Annotated in this window: 18 protein-coding genes; 15 read left to right on the top strand and 3 right to left on the bottom strand. The window is 63.6% G+C overall.

Annotated elements, in window-relative coordinates:
• Positions 1-64: 64 nt before the first annotated feature.
• On the bottom strand, positions 65-991 hold the full coding sequence (locus tag ACIGJE_RS07740) for a c-type cytochrome (RefSeq protein ID WP_415086717.1): 927 nt from the start codon (positions 989-991) through the stop codon (positions 65-67).
• Positions 992-1,285: 294 nt separating this feature from the next.
• Positions 1,286-1,720 carry a c-type cytochrome gene (locus tag ACIGJE_RS07735; protein WP_311944265.1) on the bottom strand — a complete coding sequence of 145 codons (435 nt, stop codon included), beginning with the start codon at positions 1,718-1,720 and terminating at the stop codon, positions 1,286-1,288.
• A 326-nt stretch (positions 1,721-2,046) separates the two neighbouring features.
• On the opposite strand from ACIGJE_RS07735, the gene ACIGJE_RS07730 reads away from it, so the two are divergent.
• The 15 genes from ACIGJE_RS07730 to ACIGJE_RS07660 all read left to right on the top strand — a co-directional run bounded on the left by ACIGJE_RS07730 (position 2,047) and on the right by ACIGJE_RS07660 (position 15,135).
• Complete coding sequence (locus ACIGJE_RS07730) at positions 2,047-2,928, top strand: AraC family transcriptional regulator (protein WP_311944266.1); 882 nt, start codon at positions 2,047-2,049, stop codon at positions 2,926-2,928.
• Positions 2,929-2,989: 61 nt separating this feature from the next.
• Positions 2,990-4,078, top strand: a complete 1,089-nt coding sequence (locus tag ACIGJE_RS07725; protein WP_311944267.1) for an alcohol dehydrogenase catalytic domain-containing protein — start codon at positions 2,990-2,992, stop codon at positions 4,076-4,078.
• A gap of 370 nt (positions 4,079-4,448) precedes the next feature.
• A complete protein-coding gene (locus ACIGJE_RS07720; protein WP_311944269.1) occupies positions 4,449-5,036 on the top strand; it encodes an acyl carrier protein phosphodiesterase in 588 nt (195 codons plus the stop codon).
• Between the two features lie 166 nt (positions 5,037-5,202).
• Positions 5,203-5,631 carry an invasion associated locus B family protein gene (locus ACIGJE_RS07715; protein ID WP_311944270.1) on the top strand — a complete coding sequence of 143 codons (429 nt, stop codon included), beginning with the start codon at positions 5,203-5,205 and terminating at the stop codon, positions 5,629-5,631.
• A gap of 266 nt (positions 5,632-5,897) precedes the next feature.
• Entirely contained in the window at positions 5,898-7,379 is a 1,482-nt protein-coding gene (locus ACIGJE_RS07710; protein WP_367626793.1) for a L,D-transpeptidase family protein, read from the top strand.
• Between the two features lie 138 nt (positions 7,380-7,517).
• Complete coding sequence (locus ACIGJE_RS07705) at positions 7,518-8,141, top strand: PadR family transcriptional regulator (protein ID WP_415086711.1); 624 nt, start codon at positions 7,518-7,520, stop codon at positions 8,139-8,141.
• A 130-nt stretch (positions 8,142-8,271) separates the two neighbouring features.
• Positions 8,272-9,645, top strand: a complete 1,374-nt coding sequence (locus ACIGJE_RS07700; protein ID WP_483679719.1) for an FAD-dependent oxidoreductase — start codon at positions 8,272-8,274, stop codon at positions 9,643-9,645.
• A gap of 85 nt (positions 9,646-9,730) precedes the next feature.
• Positions 9,731-10,543 carry a class I SAM-dependent methyltransferase gene (locus tag ACIGJE_RS07695; protein ID WP_415086707.1) on the top strand — a complete coding sequence of 271 codons (813 nt, stop codon included), beginning with the start codon at positions 9,731-9,733 and terminating at the stop codon, positions 10,541-10,543.
• Between the two features lie 134 nt (positions 10,544-10,677).
• Complete coding sequence (locus tag ACIGJE_RS07690) at positions 10,678-11,604, top strand: class I SAM-dependent methyltransferase (RefSeq protein WP_415086705.1); 927 nt, start codon at positions 10,678-10,680, stop codon at positions 11,602-11,604.
• Positions 11,601-12,455, top strand: a complete 855-nt coding sequence (locus ACIGJE_RS07685; RefSeq protein ID WP_415086703.1) for a TrmH family RNA methyltransferase — start codon at positions 11,601-11,603, stop codon at positions 12,453-12,455. Before ACIGJE_RS07690 ends, ACIGJE_RS07685 begins: the two co-directional genes overlap by 4 nt.
• Before the next feature lie 10 nt (positions 12,456-12,465).
• The gene (locus tag ACIGJE_RS07680; protein ID WP_415086701.1) at positions 12,466-13,464 is read left to right on the top strand and encodes an Lnb N-terminal periplasmic domain-containing protein; all 999 of its coding nucleotides are present in this window, start codon (positions 12,466-12,468) and stop codon (positions 13,462-13,464) included.
• A gap of 137 nt (positions 13,465-13,601) precedes the next feature.
• Positions 13,602-14,465 (top strand): hypothetical protein, encoded by an 864-nt coding sequence (locus tag ACIGJE_RS07675; RefSeq protein WP_483679716.1) that lies wholly within the window; start codon positions 13,602-13,604, stop codon positions 14,463-14,465.
• An 87-nt stretch (positions 14,466-14,552) separates the two neighbouring features.
• Positions 14,553-14,840 (top strand): type II toxin-antitoxin system ParD family antitoxin, encoded by a 288-nt coding sequence (locus tag ACIGJE_RS07670; RefSeq protein WP_311944281.1) that lies wholly within the window; start codon positions 14,553-14,555, stop codon positions 14,838-14,840.
• Positions 14,837-15,043, top strand: coding sequence for a type II toxin-antitoxin system RelE/ParE family toxin (locus ACIGJE_RS07665; protein ID WP_415086697.1), 207 nt, complete (start codon positions 14,837-14,839; stop codon positions 15,041-15,043). Before ACIGJE_RS07670 ends, ACIGJE_RS07665 begins: the two co-directional genes overlap by 4 nt.
• On the top strand, positions 15,040-15,135 hold the full coding sequence (locus tag ACIGJE_RS07660; protein ID WP_415086733.1) for a hypothetical protein: 96 nt from the start codon (positions 15,040-15,042) through the stop codon (positions 15,133-15,135). Before ACIGJE_RS07665 ends, ACIGJE_RS07660 begins: the two co-directional genes overlap by 4 nt.
• 15 nt (positions 15,136-15,150) lie before the next feature.
• On the opposite strand, the gene ACIGJE_RS07655 is transcribed toward ACIGJE_RS07660, so the two are convergent.
• Complete coding sequence (locus ACIGJE_RS07655; RefSeq protein WP_483679714.1) at positions 15,151-15,816, bottom strand: class I SAM-dependent methyltransferase; 666 nt, start codon at positions 15,814-15,816, stop codon at positions 15,151-15,153.
• Positions 15,817-15,818 lie beyond the last annotated feature (2 nt).

The following is a 15,818-nucleotide window of genomic DNA, read 5'->3' as shown; positions in this document are numbered from 1 at the left end:
CCCGGGCCTTTGTTTCAACGCATAATCCTATCCAAAAAGCAGTGCAGCTTCTTGGGACTATGTTCTAGGGCTTCTTCGGCGCCTTGCCCGGGATCGCCGGCAGCGTCACAAGGAAGGCCGCCATCGCCTTGCGGTCGTCGTCGCTGAGATGGCCCGTATTCTGGATCACCTCAGCCATGCTGCCACCGGCCGAATCGTAGTCAGGCGTGAAGCCATCCTTCAGGAAACTCGCGATCTGTGCCTCGGTCCAGCTGCCGATACCGTCGGCATGGGGGGTGATGTTGGGCACCCAGCCCTTGCCTTCCGGATCGGGCCCGCCCGAGAAGCGTTTATCCGCTTCAATACCGCCAAAGGCGTTGCGCGGGCTGTGACATTCGGAACAGTGCCCCGGACCGAGCACCAGATAGGCGCCGCGATTCCACTCGACGCTTTTGGACGGATCGGGCTTGAAGGGCTTGTCGTCGAAGAACAGGAACTTCCAGCCGCCGAGCAGCCGGCGGATGTTGAAGGGAAAGCCGATCGCATGCGGCTTGTCGACGGTATCGACCGCCGGCAGCGTCTTCATATAGGCATAGAGATCGCGCACATCCTCCAGCTTCAGCTTGGCGTAGGAGGTGAAGGGAAGAGCCGGATAAAGATGCTCGCCCTCGCGCCCGACGCCGCGCTGCAGGGCGTTGACGAACTCCAATTCGCTCCAGGCGCCGATACCCTGCTTGGCATCGGGGGAAATATTGGGGGCGTAGAAGGTGCCGAAGGGTGAGCCCAGAGCCAGGCCACCGCCGAGCTTGAGCCGCTCTTCCTGGCCGGGCGACTTGTGGCAGGAGACGCAGCCACCGACGTTGAAAATGGTCTCGCCATTGGCAAGGTTCGGCTTGTAGTCGGCCGTGAGAACGGAGGCCGGCAAGGGCGAGGGTTGCGTGACGAACCAGAATACGCCCAGCCCGATCAGGCCGAGCACCACCAACCCACCGAGTATTCGCTTGAGTGACATCCGGGAAAGCCCCCTTTTCCGGCTTGAACGCCATTGTCCAGGCCTGTCTCGCCCGACAGCCGCCGCCCCGGTTTTATTCCCGGTCCGCACCCGCCCGCAGGATTCCCGGCCCTTATCGTCTTTTGACCCGGCCGTCCCGTTGCGGCATGTCCCCGGGTCATCGAGGCGTCGTGTGATGTGGCGGAGCCGCCAGCCACCGCGAAGACGCCTCAAAACGACATTACCGGGACGAGCCCGGCAATGTCAGCTTGAGATCAATTTTCGGTGAAGCATCCCGGCAGGTCTGCTCCAACCTCAGTTCTTCTTGATGCGGTAGGTGCCGTGGCAGGCATTGCAATTGGAGGCAACCGTGCCGAAAGCCTTGGCGAAGCTGGCCTGATCGGCGGCGGCAAGAGCAGCGGTTGCATCGGTGCCGAGCTTGGCGGCTGCAGTCTTGAAGCCAGCCTGGTCCTCCCAGATCTTCGGCGCGGCGGTGGTCGGATCGGTGCCGCCGGTCTTGCTGTCATCGGGGAAGAGCGTGGGCAGCTTGGCCGAGTCGTCGATATAAACCTGCAGCAACGCCTTGACCTTGGCCGCGTCGAACGGCGTCTCGCCCTTGGCGACCGCCGCCAGTTCCTTGGTGTTCTTGGCCATGGTCTTCATCAAGGCCTGACGATCCTCGATCGGGCCGGCGAAAGCCGAGGCGGCGCCGACAGCAACCAGAGCGGCGGCAATAACGAAACGTTTCATACAGTTCTCCCTCACATGGGCAAAACGACGCGGTGGCGAATAGCACCTTTTTTTTGTTTCAATCGCAAGTGGGTAGCTTTGAATTATTTCAAATCATACGGCAGATTTTGCGCTTGACCTTTGCGGATGTCATGGTCGCGTCACGCCTGATCGCCGGGGCCGGACCGGCATGCGTTCGGCCGCTGGCCGGCATCGTCGATCAAAAAAGTATCGGTCTTCACATCGATGGCTGGTAGCTGGCGCCACCGCCATGCAGTAGGCTTCCTCATACCGGGCAAGCCTCGACAAGAAAGATGCCAAGCTCCGGGATAGGGGAGGCGAAGGCGATGGAGCCACAGCTCGAACTGGTGCAGATCCATAGCGGCGAATCCTTCATCGTCTGGGCGCATGGCTACCCCTTCCGTACGGTTCGCTGGCATTTTCATCCCGAATACGAGATTCACCTGATCACCGATACCAACGGGCACTACTTCGTCGGCGATTTCATCGGCGACTTCGTGCCCGGCAATCTGGTGATGACCGGCCCCAACCTGCCGCACAACTGGATCAGCGACGTTCCCGAGGGCACCACCATCCCGCGCCGCTGCATCGTGCTGCAATTCACCCAGACCTTCATCGAATCCTGCATCGGCGTGTTCCCTGAACTCGAGCCGGTCGCCACCCTGCTGGACGAGAGCCGGCGCGGCCTCCTGTTCCGGCCCGAGGCCGGCGAAACTGCCCGCAAGGTCCTGACGGCGCTTCTCAATGCCCATGGGGCGGAGCGCATCGCCCTGTTCGTGCAGCTGCTCGGCCTGCTCACCGCCGACAGGGGCCGCAAGAACCTCACCAGCGCAGGCTATCTCCCCGACCCCTCGGCCTATATGTCCGGCGGCATGAACCGGGCGCTCGCCTATGTCGGGGAACATCTCGAGGGTAATATGAGCGAAGGCGCGATCGCCGCCATTGCCGGGATGACGCCGGGCGGCTTCTCGCGCGCCTTCAAGCGCCACACCGGCATGACCTTCGTGCACTATGTCAACCGCATGCGCATCAACCTGGCCTGCCAGCTGCTGATGAGCGAGAAGAGCCCTGTGACCGACATCTGCTTCCGGATCGGCTTCAACAACCTGTCGAATTTCAACCGGCATTTCGCCCTGCAGAAGGGCATGTCGCCGAGCCGTTTCCGCGCCCTGTTCAACGAAAACCGCACCGCCAATTTCGCGGCGTGACGGCGGTTCCATCAGCAGACCGCGACCACGAACAATCGATACCCCAGCCCAGAGGAACGCCATGCCTGCCAGCAATTCGAGAATGACGGCCATCGTCTGCCACGGCCCCGAGGACTACCGCGTCGAGGAAGTCGGCCGTCCGGTGGCCGGCCAGAACGAGCTGGTCGTGAAGATCGGCGCCTGCGGCATCTGCGCCAGCGACTGCAAATGCTGGTCGGGCGCCGCCATGTTCTGGGGCGGCAAGAACCCCTATGTGAAGCCGCCCGTCATCCCCGGTCATGAATTCTTCGGCTATGTCGAGGAGCTGGGCGCAGGAGCGGCCGAGCATTTCGGCGTGAAGGCCGGCGACATGGTGATCGCCGAGCAGATCGTGCCCTGCGACCGCTGCCGCTATTGCCGCTCGGGCAGCTACTGGATGTGCGAGGTGCACAACATCTTCGGCTTCCAGCGTGAAGTCGCCGATGGCGGCATGAGCGAATATATGAAGTTCCCCTCCACCGCCCGTGTGCACAAGATCCCAGCGGAGATGCCGCTGGCCGATGCCGCGGTGATCGAGCCCTTGTCCTGCGCCATCCACACGGTGCAGCGCGGCGACATCCAGCTTGCCGACGTGGTGGTGATCGCCGGCGCCGGCCCTCTCGGCCTGCTGATGACCCAGGTCGCCCGGCTGAAGACGCCCAGGAAACTGGTGGTCGTCGACCTGATGGAAGACCGGCTGGAGCTCGCCAGGGGTTTCGGGGCCGACGTCACCATCAATCCCAAGATGCAGGATGTCGACGAGGTCGTGCGCTCCCTCACCGACGGCTATGGCTGCGACGTCTATATCGAGACCACCGGCCATCCCTCGGGCGTTACCCAGGGCCTGCAGATCATCCGCAAGCTCGGGCGCTTCGTCGAATTCTCGGTCTTCGGCAAGGAGACCTCGGCGGACTGGTCGATCATCGGCGATCGCAAGGAGCTCGACATCCGCGGCGCCCATCTCGGCCCCTATTGCTACCCGATCGCCATCGACCTGCTGACGCGGGGGCTGGTGACCTCGAAGGGCATCGTCACCCATCAATATGACCTGGCCGACTGGGACGAGGCCCTCAAGCTCGCCAACTCCACCGACTCGATCAAGGTGCTGCTGACGCCGGGCTATCGCAAATAAGGCCCTAAGCAGGAAGGCGGCTCGCTGAAAGAGAAAAAACTCCGAATTGTCATAGCCGGGCTTGGCCCGGCTATCCGGAAGCCGCCCGCACAACCGGGGTCGAGGCTGGATTGCCGGGTCAAGCCCGGCAATGACAAAGGTCGTGCAAGCCCGACAAGGCTCAAGTCAACTCTATCGCCCCCAAGCAGCGTTTTCCTGCTTGGGCGGCTCCGATCTTCCGTCCAACAGGTCAAAGCACAGGCAGGGATCGTCCCTCGTCTTCTCTCCCAAGCAGAGGGGAACCCTGCCCGAGGGCCGGCGCGTCTTGCGTCCCAGCGCGCCGGCCCTCATATCTTGCGCAAACGGGCATCTGTTTCGCCCCCGGATCCGCATGAACTATCTCGCCCATCTCCTGCTCTCGCCGCCCGATGCGGCGTTCCGGGTCGGCAATCTCCTGCCGGACCTGCTGCGACTGCCGCAACTCGAACAGTTCGACGGCCGCTATCGTGACGGCATCGCGCTGCATCGGCGCATCGATGCCTTCACCGATGCCCATCCCCTCACGCGGCGCAGCCGGCAACGCCTGTGGCCGACTTTCAGGCGCTTTTCCGGCGTGATCGTGGATGTCGTTTACGACCATTGCCTGATCCAGCGCTGGGAGCACTATCACGAACAGCCCCTGCCGCTCTTCCTGGCCGAGGTGCGGGCCTCCTTGCCCGAGCTGCGCGAGGATTTGCCGGACAAGGCCTATCGGCGCATCGATTCCCTCACGCAATGGCTCGGCGACTACGAGACCATGGCAGGCGTCAGCACCGCCATGACCGAACTCGGCAGGCGCCTGCGCCGGCCGGTGGAATTCGTCGGGCTCCAGGCTGCGCTGGAACGCCAGCAGCAGGGATTTCTCGACGATTTCGACGCCTTCTTCCCCGATCTCGTCGCCATGACTGAAACCGTCATGAATGGGAGCGCTCAAAAGTAATCTAATTGTAATGATACCTTAGCTCCTCGTTAACACCTGTGCCCAAACATTGTCGTGCGGGGGCAAGAAACGAGGAATTCATGCAAACATGACTCAACTATCGATTTTCGCGCTGGTCATTTTCGTTCTTTCGACCACAGGTGTACTTGCATCATCACCAAAATCTTTGGGTGTATTCGGCAAATGGAGCACGTGGTCCTATAGTGATAACTCTGGGAACCACTGTTTCATCTATTCGAGCCCGATCAGCAAGGAGCCAGCATCGCTCAATCACGGCGATGTTTCCTTCTTCATTCGTGCCGCCAGGCAGACGGAAGCCCGCAGCGAGGCAAGCCTGCAGACCGGCTATGCCCTTGCCGGCAATGCCGACATCCTGGTCAGTGTAGGGGCGCAGCCCTTCCACATGATCTCGTCCGGCAATGGCGCCTGGTTGCGCCGGACGGGCACGCGGGAGACGGAATTCCTCACCGCGCTGAAGCAGGAGCGCACCATGACCGTCGACGCGGTCTCGGGCCGGGGCAACAAGACCCATTACGTCTTTTCGCTCGACGGCGTGACCAAGGCGATGGCGCGCCTGCGCCAGGCCTGCCCCTGACGGGGACGATCACCGGCGTCATGCCGCCGGCTCGCCACTCCCATCGATGGCGCGCCGTCATTGCGAGCGCAGCGAAGCAATTCAGTTTCTCCCATGGCGCAGAGCCTGGATTGCTTCGCCATGCCAATCCTGCGGATTGGCAGAGCCCGCAATGACGGCCATCGGATCATCGTTAACGGGCCAGGGACCTCCCGTAAGGAAAGATTCACTATCCTCGCGCTAGTCTGCGGGCCTGAAAGTGTCTCCAGTTGCGTTTGAGTGATTTCATGACCTCCTCCTGGCTTTCGTATTCGTTTCAAGACCGGGAGACATCGTCCCCCTGCCCTTCTTCCTGGTCCGGCGCCACATTGCGCCGCCTGAGCGCCCTGACTTCCGCCCTCGTCGTCGCCTTCACCATCCCGGCTTTCGCCAACGAGGAACCCAACTATTCCCCGCGCACCTATGAACTGACCTTGCGGGCTATCTCCGCCTATGAGGAGATCGCCGACAGTGGCGGCTGGCAGGCCTTGCCGCCGGCCGCTGCGGGCCTGAGGATCGGCGCCAAGGGCAAGTTCGCCAAGGCCCTGCGCGACCGGCTCACCGCCACCCGCGACCTCGATCCGTCCCTGCCGCCCAGCAGCGAGTTCGACCAGGCCACGCAGGATGCGCTCAAGCACTTCCAGGCCCGGCACGGCCTGAGCGAGACCGGCTCGGTCGGCCGCCTCACCATGCTGGCGCTCAACGTGCCGGTGGAGCAGCGGCTGCGCGAGCTCGACGCCTCCGCCAACCGCCTGGCCGCCCTCAAGTTCAAGTTCGGCGAACGCTACATCGTCTCCAACATTCCCGCCGCCGCCCTGGAGGCGGTCGACAATGGCGTGGTGGCGCGCACCTACACCACCGTGGTCGGCCGGCCCGACCGCGCCTCGCCGACGCTGCAGACCAGGGTCATCGCCGTCAACATCCTGCCCTACTGGAACGCGCCGCAGTCGATCTTCAAGGCCGACATCATGCCCAAGCTTCAGAAGGACCCGGGCTATCTGAAGGCCAACCATCTCAGGCTCTATCGCGGCCGCCAGGAGATCGATCCGACCACTGTGGACTGGAGCAAGGCGCGCGCTTCCGATTTCCTCGCCAAGCAGGATCCCGGGGTGTGGAACTCGCTCGGCTTCCTGCGCATCGACATGCCCAACTCCGATGCCGTCTACATGCACGACACCTCACACCGCGAGCTCTTCCGCAACGATGTTCGCTTCCAGTCCTCGGGCTGCATCCGCGTCGCCGGCGCCCAGGATCTCGCTGCCTGGATCATGGAAGGTTCCGACTGGAGCGGTCAGGCAATCCAGGACCAGATCGATTCCGGCGAACCCAAGACCATCAAGCCGGCCAAGCCGATTCCCGTCGCCTGGGTCTACCTGACGGGCTGGGGCGGCCCCGACGGCAGCGTGCAGTTCCGCCCGGACGTCTACAATTTCGACACGCCGGCCGATCAGCTCGTGGCCAAGGACGCCAATGCCCAACCCACCCCGGTGGACCGTACCGGCTCGGTGCCGGTTGCACCGCCCAAGACGGCAAAGCCGGCGGCGTCCAAGCCCGCCGCAGCCAAACCGATTTCCGCCTCCAAACCAGCTTCCTCCTCCATGCCTGCCGCCCCGGCCAAACCGGCCACCGTCAAGCCTGCGAGCGTCAAGGCCGTGACCGTGAAGGCGCCTGCCAGCAGGACGGTAACGATCAAGACCATTCCCGTCTCGGTCAGCCTGCCGGCCAACTGATCGCACGCGGCACCCCACCGCCCTTCTGCTCGACGCCCCGACCCCAATGCCGGGGCGTTGCGCATTTCAGGCCACTTTCTTGGATGTTCATATAGTTATAAATTGACTAGCCTTACCAAAGCTAGTAATAATATGACTATGGCAAATTTCAAACGCTCGCCGCTTGCCCTCGCCGTGCTCGCGCTTCTGATCGAAGCGCCCATGCATCCCTATCGCATGCAGCAATTGCTGAAATCGCGCGGCAAGGAGGAGGTCATCAATATCCGCCAGCGCGGCTCGCTCTATCAGACCATCGAGCGGCTCGAACGCGAAGGCCTGATCGCTCCGGGCAGTGTCGAGAAGAGCGAGGGACGGCCGGAGCGGACCGTTTATGAGGCAACCCCGCTCGGGCGCACGGTTGCCGTCGATTGGCTGCGCACGATGCTGGCGGAACCGCACAACGAGTTTCCGGAATTCCCGGTCACCATGTCCTTCCTCCCGCTGCTTTCGCCGGAGGAAGTCATGCCGCTGCTCGAAACGCGGTTGACGGCCTTGCGCAAGCGCGAATTCGAACTGGCAGCGGAGCTGGAGAACTATCTCACCGTGCTGCCACGCGTGGTGCTGCTGGAAAGCCAGTATATGCTGGCCATCGTGAGCGCGGAGCGAAACTGGATCGAAGGGGTCATCGCCGATCTCCGCTCGGGCCGGCTCGCCTGGTCGATCGAGGAACTCAAGACAATCGCCGCCCAGTTCGAGGGTGAACAACCGCCCCGCCCCGGATAAGCCCGCTCCCCGGCGTTCCACCCATAATCCCAAGGAAGACCGCGGCCAACCTCTTTCGAGGCGGATGTCGCGCGGCCTTCATCGACCGTCAGCCACCCGCCGGGACGCCCCGCGCGGGAAAGGAGGAACCATGTCCAATGTCCCCGAAAAGCAAAATCTGAGCGTGATGGTCATCGGCGCCGGCACCGGTGGCCTCTGCCTTGCCCATGGCCTCAAGCGGGCCGGCATCGCCGTCAACGTGTTCGAACGCGACCGCACCCGCAAGGGCGGGCTGCAGGGCTTCCGGGTCGGCATCGACCCCGATGGCTGCCGCGCGCTCGACGCCAACCTGCCGCCGGCGTTGTACGAGACCTTTCTGGCGACCTGCGCCATCTCCCCGCAATGGTTCAACATGCTCAGCGAGCACTATGGCGAATTGCTGAGCCTGAAGCCCAGCCCGCCGATGGATCCTCGCCATGGCGAACGTTCCGTCAGCCGCATGACGCTCCGCCAGGTCCTGCTGACGGGGCTGGAAGACGTCACCCATTTCGACAAGGTGTTTTCCCGCTACGAGCAGCGGGCGGACGGCAAGGTCGAGGCCTTCTTCGAAGACGGATCGAGCGCGGTCGCCGACGTGCTGGTCGCGGCCGACGGCTCCAACTCGCGCATCCGCCGGCAATATCTGCCGCAGGCCGGCATGGACGACACGCTGATACGTTCGATCGGCGGAAAGGTGCCCGCCACGCCGGAAACCCTGGCACTTCTCACCCCCAAGATTCACCGCGGCGTAACGCTGATCCTGGCCCCAAGGGGTTTCGGCGGCATTCTCCATGTCATGGAGTTTCCCTGGGACGAGGCTGGTGCCCCCAAGCACGGCATCGGCGCGACGGATGCCGACCTGATCGCCCAATGGCCCGGCCTGCGCTTCGACAACAGCCGCGACTATATCAGCTGGGGCATCTGGGCGGCCGCCGACAAGTTTCCCGAAGACCTGCGCACGATGAACGGGGAAGCCCTGCTGGCTCTGAGCCGGCGCCTCACCGCAACATGGCACCCGGACTGGCGCCGGCTGCTGGCCGCTTCCGATCCGAATTCGGTGTTTCCGGTTGTCATCCGCACCTCGGTGCCCATCGAACCCTGGGCGCCTTCCAATGTCACCTTGCTGGGCGATGCCATCCACACCATGACCCCGGGACGCGGGGTCGGCGCCAATACGGCGCTGCGCGATGCCGCCCTGCTGACCCGGCATCTTCAGGCGGTTCAGGAGGGACGCTCGGGCCTGGTGGCGGCGATCGGTGCCTATGAGGCCGAGATGCGGCGATACAGTGCCGAGGCGGTCGAACGGTCGCGCCGGCAGATGGACGGCCGCACGGCGATCCACAGGCCGGTGATCGGGCGTATCTTGCTGGCTTGCCAGCGCACCGCCATGCGCCTCGTCAACGTCACGCCGCCGCTGAAGCGAAAGATGCTGCGCTCGCTGGAGGCCCTGCGCGGCGGCGAGCGCAAGGCGGAGGGACCGGCCTGACGCCCAAGGGCGCCCGGTCGAAAACAGGCAGGGACACGCCATTCATGCTAAGCTGGCGCAACCGAACCGACGGTGGGTGATCGCCATGTTGGAAGCGGACAAGCTGTTCACGGGCTCGATTCCGGAAAACTACGACCGCTATATGGTGCCGCTGATTTTCGAGGCGTTTGCCGTCGACCTGGCGCGACGGGCCGCGTCCCTGTCGCCCATTTCGGTCCTGGAAATCGCCGCGGGCACGGGGGTCGTCACCCGCGAACTCGCGCCAAAACTGTCTCCCGACGCCCACTATGTCGTCACCGACCTCAACCAGCCGATGCTCGACTACGCCGCTTCGCGGCAGGCTCCCGACAGCCGCATCACCTGGCGCCAGGCCGATGCCCTGGCCCTGCCTTTCGACGATGCGGCCTTCGATCTCGTCTGCTGCCAGTTCGGCGCGATGTTCTTTCCCGACCGGCCGGCCGCCTATCGCGAAGCAAGGCGGCTGCTCAGACCCGGCGGCCATTTCCTGTTCAACGTCTGGGATCGGATCGAGGAAAATGTCTTTGCCGATGAGGTGACGAAGGCCCTGGCGGGGATCTTCCCGGACGATCCGCCGCGCTTCCTGGCGCGCACGCCGCATGGCTATCACGATACCGGATTGATCCGAAGGGAGTTGGAGGGCGCCGGCTTCGCCCGCGTGCTGATCGAGACGAGGGCCGAGCAAAGCCGTGCCTCCTCACCGCGACTGCCGGCCCTTGCCTATTGCCAGGGAACCCTGCTTCGCACCGAAATCGAGGCCAGGGCGGCAGGAACGCTCGACGCGGCAACCGATCATGCGGCAGCCGCGATCGCAGCCCGGCACGGCCAAGGAGAGGTTGCCGCCAAGATTCAGGCGCACATCGTCGTGGCAGCGGTCTAGTTTCCATGTAGTTCGCTTACAATGAAAAACGTGCGCGAACTTACCGCCACTGAAGTAAACTGCATGGGGACTAGGTCCCATGGCCCGGCAAGAACGCACTTGCCGCGCGCGAAAAACTCCTGTTTGGTCCGCGCATGCCCGACCTACGACATTCCGTTACCCAGACCCTGCCGCAATTGCTGGTGACACCCGGCTTCGCCGATTATCGCCTGGTCGATTGCGGCGAAGGCCGCAAGCTCGAACGCTTCGGCAAGCTCCTCGTCGACCGTCCCGAGCCGCAGGCCATGGGCCTGCGCCTGAAGCCCGAGGCCTGGGACAAGGCCGATGCCGTCTTCCTGGGCATGAATGCCGAGGACGAGGGCTCGGACGGGCGCTGGAAATTCGCCGGCAGGCCGGTCGAGACCTTCCCCGTCTCCTATCGCGGCGTCGCCTTCCACGGCCGCTTCACGCCCTTCCGCCATCTTGGCTTCTTTCCCGAACAGGCCCCGCATTGGGACTACATGATCGAGGCGCTTCAGGCCCTGAAGCGCCCGGCCCGGGTGCTCAATCTGTTCGGCTATACCGGCGTCGCCTCCCTGCTCGCGGCCAAGCATGGCGCCCAGGTCACCCATGTCGACGCCTCCAAGAAGTCGATCGGCTTCGCGCGCGAGAACCAGGCCCTGGCCGGCCTCGCCGATGCGCCGATCCGCTGGATCGTCGACGACGCCATGAAGTTCACCGCGCGCGAGCAGCGTCGCGGCTCGCAATACGACATCGTGCTGCTCGATCCGCCCAAATATGGACGCGGCCCGGGCGGCGAGGTGTGGGACCTCTTCCGCGACCTGCCCAAGATGCTCGACCTCTGCCGGGCCGTGCTCACCGACAAGCCGGCCTTCGTGATCGTCACCGCCTATGCCATCCGCGCGTCCTTCGTGGCGGTGCACGAACTCACCCGCGAGGTGTTCGGCGAACTCGGCGGCGACATCACCTCCGGCGAACTCGTCGTGTCCGAGGAGGGTTCGGGGCGCCTGCTCTCGACCTCGCTCTATTCACGCTGGAGTGCTGGCGGAGGCGCCGCATGAAGCCCCGCTTTCAACGCCCGCGTCCCGCAGCGCCGGTCGCGCCCGTCTCCCGCGTCGTGACCAGCCTGACCAATCCTCTGATCAAGGACATCCGTGCGCTCGAGATGCGCAAGGTCCGCCAGGAGGCCGGCCTGTTCATCGCCGAAGGGTTGAAGCTGGTGGCCGACGCCATCGAGGCCGGCTGGCCGATCCGCATCCTGGTGCACCGCTCTGGCGAGGACAAACCGATGCTGGCCCGCGCCGTACGCGCCACCCGTCAGGCCGGCGGAGAGGTATTGGAGGTTACCGGCGAGATCCTGGAAAAGCTGTCGCGCCGCGACAATCCGCAGACGGTGATCGGCGTCTTCGAGCAGCGCCTGGAAAAAGTCGACAGCGTCAAGATCGCGCGCGATCAGATCTGGATCGGGCTCGACCGGGTGCGCGATCCCGGCAATCTCGGCACCATCATCCGTACCGCCGATGCGGTCGGCGCCGAGGGCATCGTGCTGATCGGCGACACCACCGATCCCTTCGGCATCGAGGCCGTCAGGGCCACCATGGGCTCGATCTTCAATGTCCGCCTGGCGACGGCAACGCCGCAGGCCTTCCTCGCCTGGCGCAAGGGCTTCGACGGCCTCGTCATCGGCACCCATCTGTCCGGCACACATGACTATCGCGACGTCGCCTATGCCCGCAGCCCCTGCCTCCTCCTGATGGGCAATGAGCAGCAGGGCCTGCCCGACGACCTGGCGGCGGCCTGCAGCCATCTCGTCAAGATTCCGATGCGCGGCCAGGCCGATTCGCTCAATCTGGCGGTGGCGACCGGCGTGATGCTGTTCGAGATCGCGCGCGGGCAGCTGAAGCTGGGATGAGAAAGCGCCGATGACCGCCAGGCTGCTCAGCATCGCCGGTCGCCTCCTGCTGGTGCTGGCGGCCATGCTCGCCGCACTCTGGGGCACGCTGGCGCTGTGGTATCGCCTGCCACTCGGGGAATTTGGCCGCTATGCCCTCCCCGCTCTATGGATCGTTCTTGCCTTCCTCGCCCTGGCCGCCGTGATCGCGGCACGCTGGAGGCTCACTCTTCCCTTCGTCATCGCCTTCGCCGGTCTGCTGATCTGGTGGTCCACCATCCAGCCGACCGGCAACGGCAATTGGGCTGATGACGTGGCGCGCCAGTTCACCGCCACCGTGGAGGGCTCCACCGCCCGGCTCACCAATGTGCGCGATTTCGACTGGCGCTCCGACAACGATTTTACCGAGCACTGGGACGACCGCAGCTACGATCTCGACACCATCACCAGCGTCGACCTGTTCGCCTCCTATTGGTCCGGCCCGGCCATCGCCCATACCATACTGAGCTTCGGCTTCGCCGACGGGCGCCACCTCGCCTTTTCCGTGGAGGTGAGACGCCAGAAAAACGAGGTGTATTCGGCGATATCCGGCTTCTTCAAGCAGAACGAACTCGTGGTGATCGCCGCCGACGAGCGCGACGTCATTCGCGTGCGTTCCAATGTCAGGGGCGAGGATGTTCAGCTCTTCCGGCTGCGCACCAGCCCGCCCCAGGCCAAGGAGCTGATCCTCTATCTCCTCTCGGAAGCCAACGATCTCGCCGCCAGGCCGCGCTTCTACAACACGGCGACCACCAATTGCACCACGGTACCCTTCCACCTCGCCCAGAAACTCGATCCCGACCTGCCGGTCGACTGGCGCGTGCTCGTCAGCGGCTATATGCCCGACTATCTCTACGACATCGGCGCCCTGAGCCATCAAGTGCCGCTCAGCGAGCTGCGCCAGCGCGGCCAGATCGAGACGCGCGCCAAGGCAGCCGGCGACAGCCCCGATTTTTCCGCCCTCATCCGGGTCGGCGTCCCCGGGCCTTGACGGCACCTTGAGCCTCGGGCGGACGATGACCCGGGGCACCGGAGAGAATATCGGCACGACCATCAGGCATAGTATGTTGGGTTACCTAACGTTGCCTGCCGGCTCGAAAGGGCCGATAGCCGAATGGAAAGAGCCGCATGCCGACAGTGGTGCCCGGGATCCTCGCCGACCAGGTCAAGGCCGTTTCGAATACCGCCCTTCCTGCCAGCCTCGCTACCTATGCCCAGATGTGGGCCGTCGGTGTCAAAGGCCCCCTCTACGACATCTATTTTGTCGAGACGCTGGGTGGCCCGCGTACGATCTGCTTCATGAAGCTGTATTTTCGCTTTGTTGCCGGCAAGAGCGAGACCTGGACCAGCCAGCAGGAAATGGTCGGTTTCGCGACGCGGTGGCAAGCCGACATTCAGAACAAATTCAATATGAAATCCCTGACCACGACATCGAGTGGCCGCATCGTCGGTCTCGAATTCCATTTCGGATCGGGATTGTATAGCTGGGAGCCGGGGGATCACTGGACGATAGACGTCGTCAAAGTCCCCAAGCGCCAATTCTATACCAGCAATGTCGAGCATGCTCATGGCAACATCGTCGGCCGGACGACGCTTTTCAGCAACGACCTCGGTCCCATCACCCGGCAGGCGGACAACAAATCCTACAAGCAGCGCCCCGCGATCCACGAATTCGTGCATATGATCGGCCTGCCCGACGAATATGAGGAAAAATGCGATGCCAACGGCATGCGCGCCGATGGTTTCAAATGCAGCGGCAAGCCTCGGGATCCCAGATACGTCAAGGATTATCCATCCGTGGCCAATCTCGGCGAGCGTATCCGGTTCGACCATCTGGACGCGATCCGGAATTGGACAAAGCTGGTCGCGCCTCTATCGCCCGTGGAAAAGGACAGGCCTTCCCTCAAAGGCATCACAGATGCCCTCGCCTTCCTGAAAGGCGCGCCCGGGACTGACGATAAGACCCCGGTGATGCTGGCAAAGCTGCGATGATCGCGCGTATTTCAGCCTTTCTCGCTGGCGTTGATGAAGTGAAAAGCAGTGTGATACACTGCAACTTCCTTCAAGCGAGGATCCCCGATGAAACCGGCTGGACAGATGACGCTGACATTGACGGACGAGCTTGAACAGTTCGTCCGCGAAGAAGTACGCCGAGGGGCGTTCGCCTCCAGCAGCGAATATGTCCGCTCACTGATCCGCGAGAGCTACCTTAAGCAGCGGGATCATGAGGAGAAGCTGAAGGCGCTGGACACTGCCCTGGCGCGCGGTATCGCAGATGCCGAAGCGGGGCGAACCATGCCGCTGGATGAGGCCTTCCGGAAATTGCGCAAGAAGTTGAATCTTCCCGCTGCCAATTCCACCAAATGAAGGTCGTCGTTACCGAACAGGCCTGGAACGACATGCTGGCGATCGGGCGAACCATTGCCGATGACAATCCGACCCGAGCTGACAGCTTCTTGGGCGAACTTTATGAGCGATGCTTGCAGCTCGGCACGATGCCGAAGGCTTATCCGCTCATACCAAACAGGGAAAAGGCGGGTATTCGCCGCCGCCTTACGGCAACTATCTGATTTTCTATCGTCTCACTGTCAGCAATGTGGAAATCTTGCACGTACTCCACGGAGCTCGGGACTACGAAAGGATATTGTTTCCCGATGACTAGCCACGTCCAGGCGGCTCACGCTTTTAGCGTCCATACGCTGGTCTTCTTGATCTCCAGGTCCTCCAGGTCACGCGAAACCGGCACCTGATAGGTCGCCAGCAGACTGAGTTCGTCCCTGGGCAGGTAGGTCCGGCCGGGATCGCCCACCAGGATGGTGGCCCCGCGTTCGCGCCAGCCCTTGAGCCAGGTCAGGACCTCGGCCGAAATCTCGCGGTCGTAGAAGATGTCACCCGCCAGGACGACATCGACGGGCGGATCGAAGCGCCCGAGCACATTCTCGCTGCAGGGCTCGACCGCCACGCCATTGAGTTCGGCATTGAGCCGGATGGCCTCGACGGCGAACGCGTCGATGTCGGCGGCAAGGGCCTGCGCCGCTCCCGCCTTCATCGCTGCTACAGCCACCAGGCCGGAGCCAGAGGCGAAGTCGAGCACGCGGCGGCCGGCCACATGATCGGGATGGTCGAGGATATAGCGCGCCAGCGCCTGGCCGCCGGCCCAGGCGAAGGCCCAAAAGGGCGGCGGCAGCCCCATTTCGCCGAGCTCCTCCTCGGTCTTCAGCCAGAGCGGCGTGACCTCGTCCGCAAGATAGAGGCTGATTTCCGGCGCATGCGGCACCGGCAGCGGGCGCGTATTGGCGGTGATGAAGGTGCGCCGGTCCCGGATCGTGCCTTCACGAGCCATGA

The sequence above is a fragment of the Labrys sp. E2SS-1L genome (genome assembly GCF_057073705.1).
The sequence above is the reverse complement of the archived record's forward strand: the minus strand, read 5'-3'. Positions and strand labels throughout refer to the sequence as shown.